This window comes from Actinoplanes sp. NPDC023714, from assembly GCF_040639855.1.
GTDB lineage: Bacteria > Actinomycetota > Actinomycetes > Mycobacteriales > Micromonosporaceae > Actinoplanes.
The window spans coordinates 66,379-82,033 of sequence record NZ_JBFAAR010000007.1 but is presented as its reverse complement, the minus strand read 5'-3'; the positions used below and the strand labels follow the sequence as shown (position 1 = coordinate 82,033).

The following is a 15,655-nucleotide window of genomic DNA, read 5'->3' as shown; positions in this document are numbered from 1 at the left end:
GAACGCGCAAGGGGCGCCGGAGGAATCTCCGGCGCCCCTTGATCAGAAGCGGGCTATCGGGCCGCCACCGAGGACTCGACCTCGAAGGTCAGCTGGTCGTCGGCCACGTCGACGCGGACCTTGCGGCCCGGTGCCAGGTCGGCGGCGAGCAGCATCTTCGACAGGCGGTTGTCCAGTTCGCGCTGGATGGTGCGGCGGAGCGGGCGGGCGCCGAACTCCGGCTGGTAGCCACGGTCGGCGAGCCAGTCCACGGCCGCGTCGGTGATCTCCATCTGGACGTCCTGGGCGTGCAGCCGGCGCCGGGTCTCCTCGAGCAGCATCTCCGTGATCTTGTGGAGCTGGGAGCCCTCCAGCTGACGGAAGATGATGATCTCGTCGATCCGGTTGATGAACTCGGGGCGCAGCGACTCCTTGAGCCGGCGGTCCAGCCGGTCGCGGAGCTCGTCGTCGGCGGAGCGGCCGCCCGGGGCCGTGCCGAAGCCGACGCTGCGGGTCGAGCCGGTGATCAGATCCGAGCCGAGGTTCGAGGTCATGATCAGGACGGTGTTCTTGAAGCTGACCGTCCGGCCCTGGCTGTCGGTGAGCCGGCCGTCGTCGAGCACCTGGAGCAGGATGTTGAAGACGTCCGGGTGGGCCTTCTCGATCTCGTCGAGCAGGACCACGCTGTACGGGCGCCGCCGCACCGCCTCGGTCAGCTGACCGGCCTCGTCGTAGCCGACGTAGCCGGGAGGCGCGCCGACCAGCCGGGACACGGTGTGCCGCTCCTGGAACTCGCTCATGTCCAGCCGGATCATCCGGTCCGGCTCGCCGAACAGCGCCTCGGCGAGCGAGCGCGCCAGCTCCGTCTTGCCGACACCGGTCGGGCCGAGGAACAGGAAGCTGCCGACCGGCCGGTCCTCGTCGCCGAGCCCGGCCCGGGAGCGGCGGACCGCCTCGGCGACCGCCTCGACCGCGTCCTCCTGGCCGATGACGTGCGCGTGCAGGTGCTGCTCGAGCCGGAGCAGACGGTCCCGCTCGGCCTCGGTGAGCTGCGCGACCGGCACGCCGGTGGAGCGCGACACCACCTCGGCGACGTCGTCCTGGGTCACCTTCGGGATGCCGTCGGCGCCGACCCCGGCGCCGGCGATCTGCTCCTTCAGCGAGTTGATCTCGTCGCGGAGCTCGGAGGCGCGCTCGTACTTCTCGGCCGCGACCGCCTGGTCCCGGTCCCGGGACAGCTCCTCGAGCCGGCGCTCCCGCTCGCGCAGGCCGGCGTCCGGCGTCTTGGTGCGCAGCCGCACCCGGGCGCCGGCCTGGTCGATCAGGTCGATCGCCTTGTCCGGCAGGAACCGGTCGGTGATGTAGCGGTCGGAGAGCACCGCGGCGGCGTCCAGCGCCTCGTCGGTGATCCGTACCTGGTGGTGGGCCTCGTAGTTGTCCCGCAGGCCGCGCAGGATCGCCACGGTGTCCTCCACCGACGGCTCGCCCACGAGGACCGGCTGGAAGCGCCGGGCCAGGGCCGCGTCCTTCTCGATGTGCTTGCGGTACTCGTCGAGGGTGGTCGCGCCGATGACGCGCAGCTTGCCGCGGGCCAGGGCCGGCTTGAGCATGTTGCTGGCGTCCATGCCGCCGCCCTCGCCGCCGCCACCGCCCGCGCCGACCAGCGTGTGGATCTCGTCGAGGAAGACGATGAGCCCGTCGCCGGACGCCTGGATCTCCTCGATCACCTTGCGCAGGCGCTCCTCGAAGTCGCCCCGGTAGCGGGTGCCCGCGACCAGGCCGGCCAGGTCGAGCTGGATGACCCGCTTGTCCTGCAGGGTCAGCGGGACGTCGCCGTCCACGATCCGCTGGGCCAGGCCCTCGACGATCGCGGTCTTGCCGACGCCGGCCTCGCCGATCAGGACCGGGTTGTTCTTGGTACGCCGGGACAGGATCTCCACGGCCTGCTCGATCTCGTCGGCGCGCCCGACCACCGGGTCGATCTCACCGCGCCGCGCGGACTCGGTCAGGTCCACGCCGAACTGCTCCAGCGTCGGCGTGTTCGCGTTGCCCTGGTGGTGGTGATGGTGAGAGCCGCCGGACTGGCTGGACGAGGCCTCCGGGTGCGGGATGTTGCGCGGGTCGAGCCGGCCGGCGAGCAGCCGTCCCGCCGCGGAGTCGGTGTTCAGGCCGAGCGCCATGAGGATGTGCTCCGGCCCGATGTAGGAGGCGCCGACGGCCCGCGAGATCTGCAGGCTGTCCAGCAGCGCGCGCTTGGCGGCCGGCGTGAGCGAGACCTGCTCGGGCGTCTCGCGGGCGGCCGCGCCCATGTCGGCGCGCCGGTTCGCGGCGGCGGTCCGCGCGGCGTCGGTGTCGGCCTGCGCGTCCAGCTCGGCGAGGAGGGCGACCGGATCGGTGCCCGCGCGGCGCACGGTCTGCTTCATCGGCTCCTGCTGGAGCACGGCCCACAGCAGGTGATCGGTGTCGAGATCGGCGAGGGCGTTGTCCCCGCCGGAAACGCCGGAAAGCTCGGCGGCCCGGCGCGCCGCGTCGGCGAGAACCTGCCGGGCGTCGTTGCTCATGTACCGCGCGATGTCGAAGCGCTGCGCGGGGCGCTGCGGCCCGGCCGCACCGAAGAAGCGCGCGAACAGGTCGTCCCACTGACCGGACCCAGCTGGTCCGAACGGTCCGATGCTCATCAGGGTCTCTTCTCTCTGGTACCTCACTCAGGCCTCTCGGCCCGTCCAGGCGACAACCGCGTCGCCGGGGATCACAGCGTTCCCCGCAGCCCTCTCATTCCCACTTCGGCGAAAAAGTTGACTGGGGTACGCTCAACTTCATGGTCACACCCGCTGCGTCGTCGGAGCCCGCCGGATCCCTGACCCCAGCGTTCCAGGAGCCGGGCGCTCCGGCGCCGATATCCGCGTCTTCCGTCCCGCTCGTCGTCGTCGACGGCGCGAATGTCGTCGGATCTGTCCCCGACGGCTGGTGGCGGGACCGCGCCGGAGCCGCCGCCCGCCTCCGCGACGGGCTGGCCTCGGTGCCCTCGTCGGGCCTGCCGGATCTGGCCCCGCCGGTCGAGGTGGTCCTGGTCGTCGAGGGCCGGGCCCGGGACATCCCTGCCGTGCCCGGTGGGGTGGGGATCGCCCGGGCGTCCGGTTCCGGCGACGACGAGATCGTGGCGGTGGTGCGGTCGCAGCCCGCGGGCCGGCGGGTGGTGGTGGTGACGGCTGATCGCGGGTTGCGGGAGCGGGTGGTCGCCCTGGGCGCGGAGGTGCGCGGGCCGTCGGCGGTCCCGCGCTGAGGGTGGGCCGGGCGGTTCGGCGGCGGCTTCCTCTTGTGTACGTCGTGAGCATCCGGCCCGCCGGGATCGGCCGCGCCGCGGATTCACGGCGTCGGTGGCGCTCGGCGCAGACGGGCGCTCAAGTTTTCACCGGCAGCGTCCGCAGCCCATCACTGTGCTCGGTCACACCCGATCACGCGCCGCCTCTCCCGACGGCGGGTGCGTGGTGGCCGGGACGGCTGATCGTGGGCTGCGGGAGCGGGTGGGTGGTCGCTCCCGGCGCGGAGGCCGGCGGCCTGTCGCCGGGCCTGCCCCCGGTTGGAGGGTGAGGGGACGCCGGGGCCGGCGGCGGGTCGCGCCGGGGGGAAGGGGCTTCAGGTCTGTGTGGCGGGGACGGTGGTGGTGCGGGTGGGGGCGGGCTGCCCCCTCGTACACATGAGGAAGAGCGGCGTATCCGGGACTCGGCGGGGGTATGGGAGGGGTGGAGCGCTCCACCTGGGAGTGGATCTCGCGTCGGACCCGGTGGCGGGGAGGGGGTCGCATGATCCACAATGGACAGGGCGATCACCAGGGAGGATCGGGCGATTCGGCGTGCGTCCACAACGCACGGCAGGAACGTCACCTCCTGCCAAATCAGGGCATCCGAGGACGGCCGGGCGACAACCGGGCGGTAGGCTGCGAATAGCAAGCAGAGTTTCGTACAGGAGGCTGCACGGGTGGCCAGTGTCGCCGAGGTCAGAGCTGCCGTGGACGCCGCGCTCCAGCAGGTCTCCGAGGGGCAGGCGGCGATAGAGGCGGCTCGGCAGCGGCTCAGTGAGGCCCAGCAGAGCCTGGCCGCGGCCCTCGACGGCAGCGCCAGCGATCTGGTGGGGGCGGCCCACGCCTCGCTGTCGCAGGCCGATCAGCAGCTGGAGGAGTGCCTGGGAGCGACGCTGGTGGCGGTCGAGCAGGCGCAGACCTACACGGCGCAGCTCTGACGCGATGTCGCTGCTGCAAGAGCTCGGCGCCCAGCTCCGCGCCACCGCCGACGATCTGCCCGCCGGGTTGATCACCGTGGCGATGGAGCGGCTGCGGAACGCCACCGAGATCCTGAACTGGGTGCGTGAGCAGTCGGTCGACGACCTCGGCGTACCCGTGCTCGGCAATGCCACCGAGCACGCGGAACGCGCGGCAGCGGCGGTGCGTGCCGCGCAGGACGCGATCGAGGCCTATCTCGCGGCGATCGGGCTGGCCGGGACGCCCGGCGCGGCGCCCGGCCAGGAGTGGCGGGCCGCGCTCCAGCACGAGGAGACCCGGCCGGCCGCGGCGGACGAGAACGAGAAGCCGGAGGCGCTCGGGCCCTGGTGGCAGCAGCGGGTGGCCCAGCTGACCGGCGAGCCCGCCCCCGAGGAGGAGCGGAGACCCGAGCAGACCGGGACGGCCGAGCTGCTCCGCCGGGTCGCCGCCGGGGTGCGGGCCGGCGACCGCGCCCGGCTCGGCCGCGAGCTGCACGCCGTGAGCGCCTCGACCGGGCTGGGCCTGTCCGCGGTGACGCCGCCGGTGCTGCACCGGCTCGCCGGCGACCTGCTCGGCCACGAGCCGCGCCCGGAGGACGTGCCCCGGCTGCGCAGCGCCGCCGAGTCGCGGGTGAAGGCGCTGCTGCCGGGCACCTCGCCGGCGGTGCTGGAGACGCTGATCGCCCGGGTCTGCCGGGTCCCGGTGCAGGAGCAGCAGCCGCAGACCAGCCATCCGGCGGACAACGCGGTGACGGCGAGCGTGCTGACCGGCGTGCTGCTGGCCCGCCTCGGCCGGGACGCCGGCTCACTGGACCCCGACGCTCCGGAGCCGGTCCGGCGCGAGGCCGCCGGCAAAGCCAATGACAAAACGGTAGGAAATGGCTGAATCCACCAAGCAGCGTGTCATGGAGATCCGGGCCGGGTTGTCCCACGCCCTCGGCGCCGCACAGACCGCGCTGGAGCTCGCGCAGCAGGCGGCCGTCGCGGCCGACGAGCGCCGGAGACGGGTGACCGCCGCGGCCACCGGCCGGCAGCGCAAGCTCGCGGCCGCGCGGGACGAGCGGATCGACGAGATCGACACCTGGCACGACACCGAGCTGTCGGCGCTGGCCGGGGCCGCCGCCGCGGCGGCCGACCGGGCCGCTCCGGGCGCCGCCGGCGAGCCGTGGCACAGCTGGGAGGCGACGCCGCTGCCGAAGGCCGCCGAGCTGAGGGTGGGGCGGCTGCTGCTGCCGGAGGCGCCGATACCGCACCCGGAGCGCACCGACCCGTGGTCGACGGCGCCGGGCACCCCCCGCGAGGCGATCACGTCCGACGACGGGCCGCCCGAGGTGCCGGCGCTGGTGCCGCTGCTCGACCAGGGGCACATCGTCGTCGACGGCGCCGAGAAGGAGGCCGACGAGCTGGTCGCGGGCCTGCTGCTGCGGGCGCTCGGGACCAGCGCGCCCGGGGCCGTCCAGATCATCGGGTACGACCCGGAGCACCTCGGCGGCGGACTGGCCGGGTTCGCGCCGCTGGCCTCCGCCGGGGTGCTGACCTTCACCGGCCCGGGCGAGCTGCCGGCCCTGCTGGAGGACCTGGTCGGGCACGTGCGCCGGATCAACGAGAAGGTGCTCGCCGGGGAGTACACGTCGCTGCGCGAGCTGCACGCGGCGACCAAGCGGCGGCCCGAGCCGTGGCGGATCGCGGTGCTGCTCGGCGCGCCCGAGCTGACCCGGCACGAGCGGTCGCAGCTCGACCGGCTGCTGCGGACCGGGGCCGCCTGCGGGGTGCACCTGGTGATCCGGGGGCTGGCCGTCGAGCCGGGGCCGGGGATCGAGTTCGTGCACGCGGCGGCCGGCGACGACGCGCGGGTGGCCGGGGCGGGCGATCTCCCCGTACGCCTGGATCCCGGCCCCTGGCCGGAACTGGTCACCGCGACCTGCCGGCAGATCGCCGAGACGGTGGCGGCCGGTCCGGCGCCGGTCGCGCTGGAGAGCCTGCTGCCGGAGCCGGGCGAGGAGTGGCGGCAGAGCTCGGCGTCGGCGCTGACCGCGCCGCTCGGCGACAGCCCGCAGGGCTCGCCGGTGACCGTGACGCTGAGCGACTACCCGCCGCACGCGCTGATCGCCGGGCCGTCCGGCACCGGCAAGACCAACTTCATCTACGCCTGGCTCGGCGCGCTCGCGGCCCGCTACTCCCCCGAGGAGCTGGCCTTCTATCTGCTGGACTTCAAGGAGGGCGTGTCGTTCGCCCGGTTCGCGCCGGGCCGCCGGGACCCGAGCTGGCTGCCGCACGTCCGGCTGGTCGGGGTCAACGTCAACACCGACCGCGAGTTCGGCCTGGCGCTGCTCCGATTCCTCGGCGGCGAGCTGCGGCGGCGCGCCGACGCGGCCAAGCAGTACGAGGTGACCAACCTGGCCGAGCTGCGCGCCGAGGACCCGGAGGGCAGCTGGCCGCGGATCGTCGCGGTGGTCGACGAGTTCCAGGTGCTGCTGGCCGGCCGGGACGCGGTCGCCGCCGAGGCCGTCGACCTGCTGGAGGACCTCGCCCGCCGGGGCCGCTCCCAGGGCATCCACCTGGTGCTGGCGAGCCAGGACGTCTCCGGCATCGAGGCGCTCTGGGGCCGGCCCGCGCTGGTCGCCCAGTTCTCGCTGCGGATCGCCCTGCCCAAGGCCCGCCGGGTGCTGGCCGAGCAGAACAACGCGGCCGACACGCTCCCCCGCTACCACGCCGTGGTGAACGCCGACTCCGGCGCCACCCCGGCGAACCGGGTGGTCCGGGTGCCGGCCGCCGGCGACCGGGACCAGTGGAGCGCGCTGCAGCACCGGCTGTGGCGCAAGCGGCCGGCGGAGCTGGGGCCGCCCCGGCTCTTCGACGGCGACGTGGTGCCGCGCCTCGCCGACAGCCCCGACTTCCGGGCGCTGCGGCCGTCCGAGTCGCCGGCCGCCCCGATGGTGCTGGTCGGCGAGACCATCGACGTGACGGCCCGGTCGGCGCGGACCCTGCTGCGCCGCGCGCCCGGCCGCAACCTGGCCGTGCTCGGCACCCGGGTGGACGAGGCCTGCGCCGTGCTGGCCACGGCCGGCCGCTCGCTCGCCGCCCAGTTCACCCCGGAGGGCGCCCGGTTCTCGGTGGTCTGCCTCGACCCGGACGCCCGGGCCGCCGCCGAGGCGCTGCACGCCCGGATACCGGAGTGCGGCTGGTACGACAACGAGAACGTCGACTGGCTGCTCGAGGACGCCGCCGCCGAGGCGACCGCGGCGTGGCCGGCCGACCGCCCGCACTTCATCCTGATCTACGCGGCGGACGCGCTGCCCGGTGGCAAGGCGGCCGCCGACCAGCTGCGGACCGTCCTGCGCCAGGGACCGGAGCGCCGGCTGCACGTGCTGGGCTGGTGGCGCGGCGCCGGCCTGCTGCGCGACTCGCTCGGCGGGCAGGCGTCCCGGACCGACCCGATCGGCGCGTGGGTCGCGCTGGACGTGCACGGCAGCGAGCTCGCGCCGTTCTATCCGGGGACTGGGGCGCCGAACTGGTACCCGCGCCCCTGGCGAGCCCTGCACTTCGACCGCTCGGTGCACCGCGGCGCCGAGGTGACCATCCCTTACGGAACGTCATGAGCGAACTTCAGCCGTCCGATTTCGAGCGCGCCGACTACCGTACGGTCCTGCGCCGGCTCACCACGCTGGACCAGCGCGCCGCCGCGCTCCGCGACGAAGCGGAGCGGTGGCACGCCGAGCGGGTCGCTTCGGCCTCCGAGGCGGTCCAGGCCGCGGAGGAGGAGGTACGCCAGGCCCGTGCCGAGGTCCGGGCCGCGCAACGCGACCTGGAGACCGTGGACGCCCGGGCGGCCGGCCTGTGGTCCGAGTTCGTGCACCGGGTCGGCCCGGCGGCGGAGCGGTTCGGGCGTACCCTGCCGCCGGCCAGCATCCCCCGGCAGCGGACCGAGCGGGACGCCCAGGACTATCTGGACGAGGTGGAGAGCCGGGTCAAGTACACGGCGCCGGCCCGGCCGTTCACCATCGCCACCAAGATCCTGTTCGGCATCTTCGGGTTCGCCGGCGGGGTCCTCGGCGTCATCGGCAACACGGTGCTGCGGCAGACCGGCGAGGCGGCCGGCGGCGACTGGCAGCAGGCCGCCCCGGTGGTCGCGCTGCTGGTGCTGCTCGCCTGCCCGGTCCTGGCCGTGGTGACGGCGAAGCTGGTCGCGGACAAGCGCGGGGTCGGCCTGGACACCGCCGCCGTGGCGACGGTGCTGACGACCGGGCTGGTGACCGCGGGGCTGCTGTTCACGGCGGTCCAGTTCGCGCAGACCGGCACCTAGGCCGGGACCGCTATCCCCTCGGTGAGCAAGCGGCGGGCCAGGACCAGGCGGTCCTCGTCGCTGTCGAGGGGCAGGTCGCCGACGCGATGAGGTTCGCCGTCCAGCGCCAGCCGGACGGCACGCACGCACGAAAGCGGGAAGCGCAGCGTCCGGATCGGGGTTCGCAGCTCGCCGTCCGGGGTGAGCTGCCACTTCAGGCCCGGGCGGACGGCGATCGTCCGAGCGGGATCGAGCGCCGCCGCGACGTCGAGCTGGGCCAGCGGGCTGATCGGGGCGGGCCGCGCGGCCGGCCAGGACCGCCGGCGCAGGCGCTCGGCCAGGGCGGCCGGGTCGGCGGTGGTGAGCCAGGCGGCCAGGGCGGCCGCGGTCGCGGCGAGCTCCGGCGCGATCGCGTCCGGGTCGGCGACGTCGAGGCCGTACGGCAGGGTGGCCCGCAGCTCCGGCTCGGCCATCGCCATGGCGAGCAGCTCCTCGGCGAGGGCGTACCGGGTCAGGCCGCGCACCCCGATGGTCAGGTGCAGCGACCGGCCGCCGAGCGCGCGGGCCGAGTGCAGCCAGCCGCGCGGCAGGTAGAGCGCGTCGCCCGGCTCCAGCACGACGTCGAGGGCCGGCTCGCCCTCGGCCGTGGCGGCCACCTCGTCGGCCCGGCCGCCCCACGGCTGGTTCTCCAGCGGGTCGGCCAGCACCGGCGGGTGCACCCGCCACTGCTTCGTCCCGTCGATCTGGAGGACGAAGACGTCGTGGGTGTCGTAGTGGGTGGCGAAGCCCTGGCTCGCGGGCGGGGTGAGGTAGGCGTTCATCTGCAGCGGCCGGTTCAGCCGCGCGCCCAGCTCGCCGGCGAAGGCGATCAGCGGCGGCCAGAGCCGGTGCAGGCCCTGCAGGACCAGGGTGGCGCCCTCCGCGTACAGGCGCATCACCTGCTCGTCGAGGACCTGGTCGGCGATCTCGGCGCCGGCCCCGCCCCCGCCGGTGAACCGGCTCGCCGGCAGCACCGTCCCCTGCTGCGCGACGCGGAGGAACGGGGTGCGCAGCCCCCGGCTGCCGAGCAGCTCGTCGACGGCGGCCGGGGAGAGCAGATCGGCGAAGCCGTCCGGGCCGCCGAGGTCGGCGGCCCGGGACAGCAGGGGTTCGCGGCCCCAGACGGCGCCGGCGAACTTCTCCTCGTCCAGAGCGACGAGGCGTTCCAGGGCGGTCCTCACGGGGCCGGTGCTCAAGAGGCGCTGCCGTCCGCGCCGCCGTCCCGGCCGGACGGGTTCGCGCCGCCGTCGGCCGGGCCCTCGCCGGTCGACCCGGCCGCGCTGCCGTCCGCCCCGCCGTCGCGGCCGTGCGGGTTGGCGCCACCGTCGGCCGGGCCCTCCGGGGCGCTGGAGGCCGCGCCGTCCGCGCCGCCGTCCCGGCCGACCGGGTTCGCGCCGCCGTCGGCCGGTCCCTCGCCGTCCAGGCCGTCGGGGTCGGAGCTGATGATGTCGCTGTCGGAGAGTGCCATGGCTTGCCCCTTACGTCGGTAATGTCCGGGCAGCACGTTACCCGGGATGATCACGTCTAATCCCGGGTATTCGGCCGTCATGCTCTGGATCGGCACTTCGGGATGGCAGTACCGGGACTGGCGGCCGGCGAAGGGCGCGAGCGAGACCGGATACCTCTACCCGGCCGGCCTGCCGCAGCGGCTCTGGCTCGAGCACTACGCCGGGCGGTTCGACGTCGTCGAGGTCAACAACGCCTTCTACCGGCTGCCCGAGAAGCACACGTTCGCGCAGTGGCGGGAGCGGACCCCGGCCGGCTTCCGGTTCGCCGTGAAGATGAGCCGGTACCTGACCCACGTGAAGCGGCTGCGCGAGCCGGCCGAGCCGGTGGCCCGGTTCCTGGACCGGGCGGCCGGCCTGGGCGACAAGCTCGGGCCGGTGCTGCTGCAGCTGCCGCCGACGCTCAAGGCCGATCTGGACGCGCTCGACGCGACGCTCAAGGAGTTCCCGCCGGAGATCCGGGTGGCGGTCGAGCCACGGCACGAGACCTGGTTCACGCCGGAGTGCGAGGAGTTGCTGCGCCGCCACGGCGCCGCGCTCTGCTGGGCGGATCGGCTCGGTCGTCCGGTCACGCCACTGTGGCGTACGGCGGACTGGGCCTATCTGCGTTTCCACGAGGGCGCCGCGAAGCCGTGGCCGCGGTACGGCCGGCAGGCGCTGCATTCGTGGCTGGAACGCATATCTCCGGCGGAGACGTTCGTCTTTTTCAACAATGACCCGGGCGGCGCCGCGGTCATCGATGCCGGAGTGTTCGCCCGGCGCGCGGAGCGCGAGAATCGTGAAATCAGTCACGTTCCCCGAGTGCCGGTGCGAAGGGAATCGAATTCCGAGTAATGGAAATGTTTCCGGGGGCCGGCGGGCCCCCGGAAACGACGATCAGCTGGCGCGGCGCTCGCGCACCGACTTGCAGTTCACACACGACGTGGCGGACGGGAAGACCTCCAGCCGCTCCACCGGGATCGGGTTCGAGCACCCCTCACAGTTGCCGTACGTACCGTCGTCCAGCCGCTGCATGGCGTGCTCCGCCTGGGTCCGCCGGTCCAGCAGGGTACGGATCAGCGAGGTGGCCGCGTCCCGCTCGGCGGTCTTCGACCCGCTGTCGGCCTGGTCGTCCCCGGCCGCGTCCCCGATCTCCACGAGACGGAGACGTTGGTTCTGCGCTACGGCTTCCTCGTACTCGGCATTGAGTTCGTCGAACCGGCTGCGCAGGATCACACGGATCTGCTCGACCTCCTCGGCCGACCGCGTCTTGACCGCGCCCGCAGCGCCCTTACCCGCAACAATCGCTCCGTTGACGAGCATGCAGTCCCCCTGCCTTCCCTCAGCCCCAAGCCGGTGGCATCCGCCCGGGGCCTCTTCGTCCCGGTCCGGCTCGGTGGAGCCGGTCGATACCCACCGCCGGAGATCCCAAACGAGACCCCCGCAAAAAAGTAACCGGAGCATAACTGTCAGTGGTTGAATCCGCCACGGACTCGGCAAGCGGGTCTTGTGCCGAGACTCACCTCTCGGTCACCAGAGCGGGCCGCCGGGGGTCGTCGAGACGCACCACGACGTCGGCGAACGTCTCCGGAGCGACCTCGCCGGCGTACCTCCGGAAGGCCGGCAGAGTCCATCGCTGATCCTCGGCGGTGCGCCGCTCCAGGGCGGCCGGCGAGAGCTCAAGATGGACGGTGAAGTCGAACGGCAGGCCGGAACCGAGCAGCAGAGGGCCGCTGACCAGCACGATCGCGCCGCCGGGGAGTTCCTGATAGGGCTCCCGGGCGGCCCGGTCCCGGGTCGCGTCCCAGAGCCGGGTCACGATCCGCCCGGAGCCGTCCGCACCCGCCGGGACCAGCACTTCCCGGGTCAGGCCGGCCTCGTCGAACCAGCCGGCGTAGAACGAGTCGGGATTGGTCCGCCCGAACTCCAGCCGCAGCGAGGCGGGACGCAGGAAGTCGCCGGTGTCCACGCGGACGGCCGGGCGGCCGCGGACCCGCAGCGGGCCGACCAGGGCGTCGGCGAGACGCGCGGGGTCGGCGGCGGCGGGACCGTCCACGGCCACCCGGATCCTACTGTCGGATTCCCGACTGGCGAGCCGATCGGCGAGATCCTCGACGAGGCCCTCGAAAGAGACGGGAACTATGCGCACCGCATCAATGGTGCGGCATGATCGCCACGCGGGCGTCGTCGGCCAGGCGGTACCCCACGCCGTAGACCGTCGTGATCGCCGGCACGCTCGCGCCGAGCTTCAGCCGCAGCCGGCGCACGTGGACGTCCACCGTGCGCTCTCCGGCCCTCTCGTAGCCCCAGACGGCGGCGAGCAGCTGCGCCCGGGAGAAGACCCGCCGCGGCCGCTCGGCGAGGTAGAGCAGGAGGTCGAACTCGAGACGGGTGAGCGGCAGCGCCTCGCCGTCGAGCAGGGCCTGGCGCGAGCCGGTCAGCAGGCGCACCTCGGGACCGGCGGCCTCCGGCTCGGTGAGGGACGGCTCGGCCGGCTCCACCCCCCCGGTGGCGGCCGCCTCGACGGTCACCGTGCCGCGGCTGAGCTCGACGAGCTCACGGACCGCGCTGAGCAACTTGTGCGCCTGTGGTGAGACGGTGTCGCCGGTGAGCGGAATGGCCAAGGTCACGGTCAGAGCCGGTTCGGCGGGACGGCGGCCGGATCCGCGGCCCGGCCCGGCAGAACGACGATCGGCACGCGGCGACAATGCGCTGCCCGGCATGAATTCAGCCCCCAGAATTTGCTGCGGCAAGCGAATATGAACGATCACTGTGGGTAAAGCGCGGACGATATTTCCGGCCGACGCGTTCGCGGGTCAAGTCGCCAACCACACTGTGGGAAAGTCGTTCCACATTGTTCTCGGCGCCGGAAACGCATTCCGGGAACGGTTTCTGTCAGCCTCATTAAAGATTGCCTAACGGCACACGCGGGTACGCGTACCGGCGTGACTGAGCTTGACGAAGAGACCCTGGCGTTCGCGCACCGCATGTTCGACCTGGCACGAACCGGGGACCCGGAGCTGGCGGCGCAGGTCGCGGCCGGTCTCCCGGTGAACCTGACGAACGACAAGGGCGACACCCTGCTGATCCTGGCGGCGTACCACGACCACCCGGGCACGGTGGCATCGCTGCTGCAACTGGGCGCCGACCCGGACCGGATGAACGACCGCGGTCAGACGGCGCTCGGCGCCGCCGTCTTCCGGAAGAACCAGGAGACGGTGGACGCGCTGCTGGCCGCCGGCGCGGATCCGCGCGCCGGACGGCCCTCAGCGGTGGAGATGCTGGAGTTCTTCGACCTCGGCGAGGTCGTCAGCCTCCCGAGGTGAGCCGGCGGCCGACGGCCGCGATGAGGCGGTCCAGCTCGGAGCCGAACGGGTTGTCGTGGACCAGGTACGTCCAGGTGGCGCTCGGCCGCACGATCTCGGCGCGGTCGGGCTGCCAGCCGTCGGTGAGGTCGACCTCGTCGAACGTGTCGATGGTCTTCGTCTCGACCTGGGTGAGCAGCTCCTGGAACGCCGGCACGGCGGCCCGGTGGAACTCGTCCAGCGGGTCCAGCTTGCCCAGGGCCCGCAGGTGCACGCCCTCACGGACCTCGGAGAGGTAGGCGAGGTGCTCGGCCCAGAGCCGGTCCAGGTGGTAGAGCGCGATGGCCCGGGCCGCGTCGGAGAGCACGTCCTCGTCGGTCTCCTTGGCCTTCTCCGGCGACTTCTCGAGGAGCATGATCGCGGCGACCTCGGAGGTGAGCAGCCGCTCCCGGCGCTCGGCCAGCAGCAGGCGCTGCTGCTCGATGATCTGGCTGTACCGCCAGGTGTTGCGGTGGATCTCGTAGTTCACGCCCTCGGCGACCCGCTGGGCGTGCTCGACCGCGTAGTCCACCTGCGGGTCGTGCACGACGCCGTCCATGTCCATCCGCGGCGAGGACGGCACGATGTCGCCGGCGTGCCGGTTCACCAGCTCGTCCTCGAGGCTCACGAAGAAGACCGAGGCGCCCGGGTCGCCCTGCCGGCCGGCCCGGCCACGGAGCTGGTCGTCGACGCGGCGGCTGTCGTGCCGGCCCGCGCCGATGACGTAGAGGCCGCCGAGCTCGACCACGGCGTCGCGGTCCTTCTCGTCGCTGCCGCCGAGGCGGATGTCGACACCGCGGCCGGCCATCTGGGTGGAGACCGTGACCGCGCCGAGCGCGCCGGCCTCCGCGATGATCGCGGCCTCCTCGGCGTCGTTCTTCGCGTTCAGCACGTTGCACGGCACGCCCGCCTCGGCCAGCTGGCGGGCCAGGGTCTCGGACGCCTGCACGTCGAGGGTGCCGATCAGGACCGGGCGGCCCTTGTCGTGCGCGATCTTGATCTCCTCGACCAGGGCCTCGTCGCGCGTGTCGTGCGCCGAGTAGATCCGGTCCGGGTCGTCCTCGCGGATGTTCGGCGTGTTCGGCGGGACGACCGCGACCTCGAGCTTGAAGTATTCCCGGAGCTGCTCGCCGACGTGCACGGCGGTCGCCGTCATGCCGCAGACGGTCTTGTAGAGGGCGATGAACGCCTGCACCGTGACGGTGTCGAGCACCTCGCCCTCGGAGGTCGCGGTGATGCCCTCCTTCGCCTCCACGGCGGCCTGCAGGCCGTCCGGCCAGCGGCGGCGCTGGGCGACCCGGCCGCGCATCTCGTCGACCAGCTCGACCGTGTTGTTGCGGACGATGTAGTCGACGTCGCGGTGCAGCAGCGCGTGCGCGTGCAGGGCGACGTTCACCGAGGAGAGCCGGGCGACCTGGTCGTCGGCGTAGAGGTCGATGCCGCCGAGCTCCTCCTCGAGGTGCTTGAGGCCCTCGTCGGTGAACGCGACGCTGCGGCCGTCCTCGGCCACCTCGTAGTGCTTGCCGGCGCGCAGGCCGCGCATCAGCTCGGCGGCGTCGTGCACCGGGTCGGCCTCGACCGCCACGCTGCCGGCCAGGATCATCGGCACCCGGGCCTCGTCGATCAGGATCGAGTCGGCCTCGTCGACGACGGCGGTGGCGAGCTCCCGCTGCACCCGGTCGGCCACGTCGGTGACCAGCTGGTCGCGCAGGTAGTCGAAGCCGGCCTCGCTCACCGAGACGTAGGTGACGTCGGAGAGGTAGGCCTCGCGGCGCTCCTCCGGCGTCATCGACTCGGTCACCCAGCCGACGGTGAGGCCGAGCAGCGTGTAGATCGGCTCCATCCAGGTGGCGTCGCGCTTGGCGAGGTAGTCGTTGACGGTCAGGACGTGGACCGGTCCGTGCCCGAGACGGGTGTGCCCGTACGCCGCCAGGGTCGCGGTGAGCGTCTTGCCCTCACCGGTGGCCATCTCGGCGACCCGGCCGTCGAGCAGCGCCATGGCGCCGAGCAGCTGGACGTCGTACGGCCGCTGTCCGATGGCCCGCCGCGCGGCCTCCCGGCCGATCGCGCAGAGCTCGGTGTAGTCGGTCGCCTCGCGGGCGGCCTCGGTCAGCGCCGCGTCGTCCAGCTCCTTCAGCGCCTCCTCGCGCTGCTCGATCGCGCCGAGCCGCTTCTCCAGCGGCCCGAGGTCCACGGTCGTGCCCGGACGCTGCAGAAACTTACGGAAACGGTTCTTGAACCGCTGCGACACACCCATGGCGCGCAACGGT

Annotated in this window: 14 protein-coding genes; 7 read left to right on the top strand and 7 right to left on the bottom strand. The window is 73.4% G+C overall.

All coding sequences use genetic code 11. From position 1 onward, the window contains the following. Positions 1-53: 53 nt before the first annotated feature. Positions 54-2,651 carry an ATP-dependent Clp protease ATP-binding subunit gene (locus tag AB0G10_RS28390; protein ID WP_360928996.1) on the bottom strand — a complete coding sequence of 866 codons (2,598 nt, stop codon included), beginning with the start codon at positions 2,649-2,651 and terminating at the stop codon, positions 54-56. A 146-nt stretch (positions 2,652-2,797) separates the two neighbouring features. Between AB0G10_RS28390 and AB0G10_RS28385 the strand changes: the two genes are divergently transcribed. The 5 genes from AB0G10_RS28385 (at position 2,798) to AB0G10_RS28365 (ending at position 8,539) form a co-directional block, all read left to right on the top strand. Next, positions 2,798-3,262, top strand: coding sequence for a hypothetical protein (locus AB0G10_RS28385; protein ID WP_360928127.1), 465 nt, complete (start codon positions 2,798-2,800; stop codon positions 3,260-3,262). A gap of 695 nt (positions 3,263-3,957) precedes the next feature. Next, the gene (locus tag AB0G10_RS28380; protein WP_127553437.1) at positions 3,958-4,218 is read left to right on the top strand and encodes a hypothetical protein; all 261 of its coding nucleotides are present in this window, start codon (positions 3,958-3,960) and stop codon (positions 4,216-4,218) included. Positions 4,219-4,222: 4 nt separating this feature from the next. After that, the gene (locus AB0G10_RS28375; protein ID WP_360928124.1) at positions 4,223-5,122 is read left to right on the top strand and encodes a hypothetical protein; all 900 of its coding nucleotides are present in this window, start codon (positions 4,223-4,225) and stop codon (positions 5,120-5,122) included. Next, positions 5,115-7,835 carry an FtsK/SpoIIIE domain-containing protein gene (locus AB0G10_RS28370; protein ID WP_360928121.1) on the top strand — a complete coding sequence of 907 codons (2,721 nt, stop codon included), beginning with the start codon at positions 5,115-5,117 and terminating at the stop codon, positions 7,833-7,835. Before AB0G10_RS28375 ends, AB0G10_RS28370 begins: the two co-directional genes overlap by 8 nt. After that, positions 7,832-8,539, top strand: a complete 708-nt coding sequence (locus AB0G10_RS28365) for a hypothetical protein (RefSeq protein ID WP_360928118.1) — start codon at positions 7,832-7,834, stop codon at positions 8,537-8,539. The genes AB0G10_RS28370 and AB0G10_RS28365 overlap by 4 nt, the downstream gene beginning before the upstream one ends. Here AB0G10_RS28365 and AB0G10_RS28360 read toward each other — a convergent pair. Both AB0G10_RS28360 and AB0G10_RS28355 read right to left on the bottom strand, forming a co-directional pair. Further along, complete coding sequence (locus AB0G10_RS28360; protein WP_360928116.1) at positions 8,536-9,738, bottom strand: cupin domain-containing protein; 1,203 nt, start codon at positions 9,736-9,738, stop codon at positions 8,536-8,538. The two genes, AB0G10_RS28365 and AB0G10_RS28360, sit on opposite strands and share 4 nt — an antisense overlap. An 11-nt stretch (positions 9,739-9,749) precedes the next feature. Next, the gene (locus AB0G10_RS28355) at positions 9,750-10,025 is read right to left on the bottom strand and encodes a BatC protein (RefSeq protein ID WP_360928113.1); all 276 of its coding nucleotides are present in this window, start codon (positions 10,023-10,025) and stop codon (positions 9,750-9,752) included. Between the two features lie 46 nt (positions 10,026-10,071). Between AB0G10_RS28355 and AB0G10_RS28350 the strand changes: the two genes are divergently transcribed. Next, positions 10,072-10,896: a DUF72 domain-containing protein gene (locus AB0G10_RS28350; protein ID WP_360928110.1), complete on the top strand. Its 825-nt coding sequence runs from the start codon at positions 10,072-10,074 to the stop codon at positions 10,894-10,896. Between the two features lie 42 nt (positions 10,897-10,938). On the opposite strand, the gene AB0G10_RS28345 is transcribed toward AB0G10_RS28350, so the two are convergent. The 3 genes from AB0G10_RS28345 to AB0G10_RS28335 all read right to left on the bottom strand — a co-directional run bounded on the left by AB0G10_RS28345 (position 10,939) and on the right by AB0G10_RS28335 (position 12,671). Then, a complete protein-coding gene (locus AB0G10_RS28345) occupies positions 10,939-11,364 on the bottom strand; it encodes a TraR/DksA C4-type zinc finger protein (protein ID WP_360928107.1) in 426 nt (141 codons plus the stop codon). 196 nt (positions 11,365-11,560) lie between these two features. Continuing rightward, complete coding sequence (locus tag AB0G10_RS28340) at positions 11,561-12,190, bottom strand: uridine kinase (protein ID WP_360928104.1); 630 nt, start codon at positions 12,188-12,190, stop codon at positions 11,561-11,563. Positions 12,191-12,194: 4 nt separating this feature from the next. Continuing rightward, entirely contained in the window at positions 12,195-12,671 is a 477-nt protein-coding gene (locus AB0G10_RS28335; protein WP_360928101.1) for a winged helix-turn-helix domain-containing protein, read from the bottom strand. Positions 12,672-12,986: 315 nt separating this feature from the next. On the opposite strand from AB0G10_RS28335, the gene AB0G10_RS28330 reads away from it, so the two are divergent. Further along, positions 12,987-13,367 carry an ankyrin repeat domain-containing protein gene (locus AB0G10_RS28330; protein WP_360928098.1) on the top strand — a complete coding sequence of 127 codons (381 nt, stop codon included), beginning with the start codon at positions 12,987-12,989 and terminating at the stop codon, positions 13,365-13,367. Here the strand turns inward: AB0G10_RS28330 and secA2 are convergent. After that, positions 13,351-15,642 (bottom strand): accessory Sec system translocase SecA2, encoded by a 2,292-nt coding sequence (gene secA2 / locus AB0G10_RS28325; protein WP_360928095.1) that lies wholly within the window; start codon positions 15,640-15,642, stop codon positions 13,351-13,353. The two genes, AB0G10_RS28330 and secA2, sit on opposite strands and share 17 nt — an antisense overlap. Positions 15,643-15,655 lie beyond the last annotated feature (13 nt).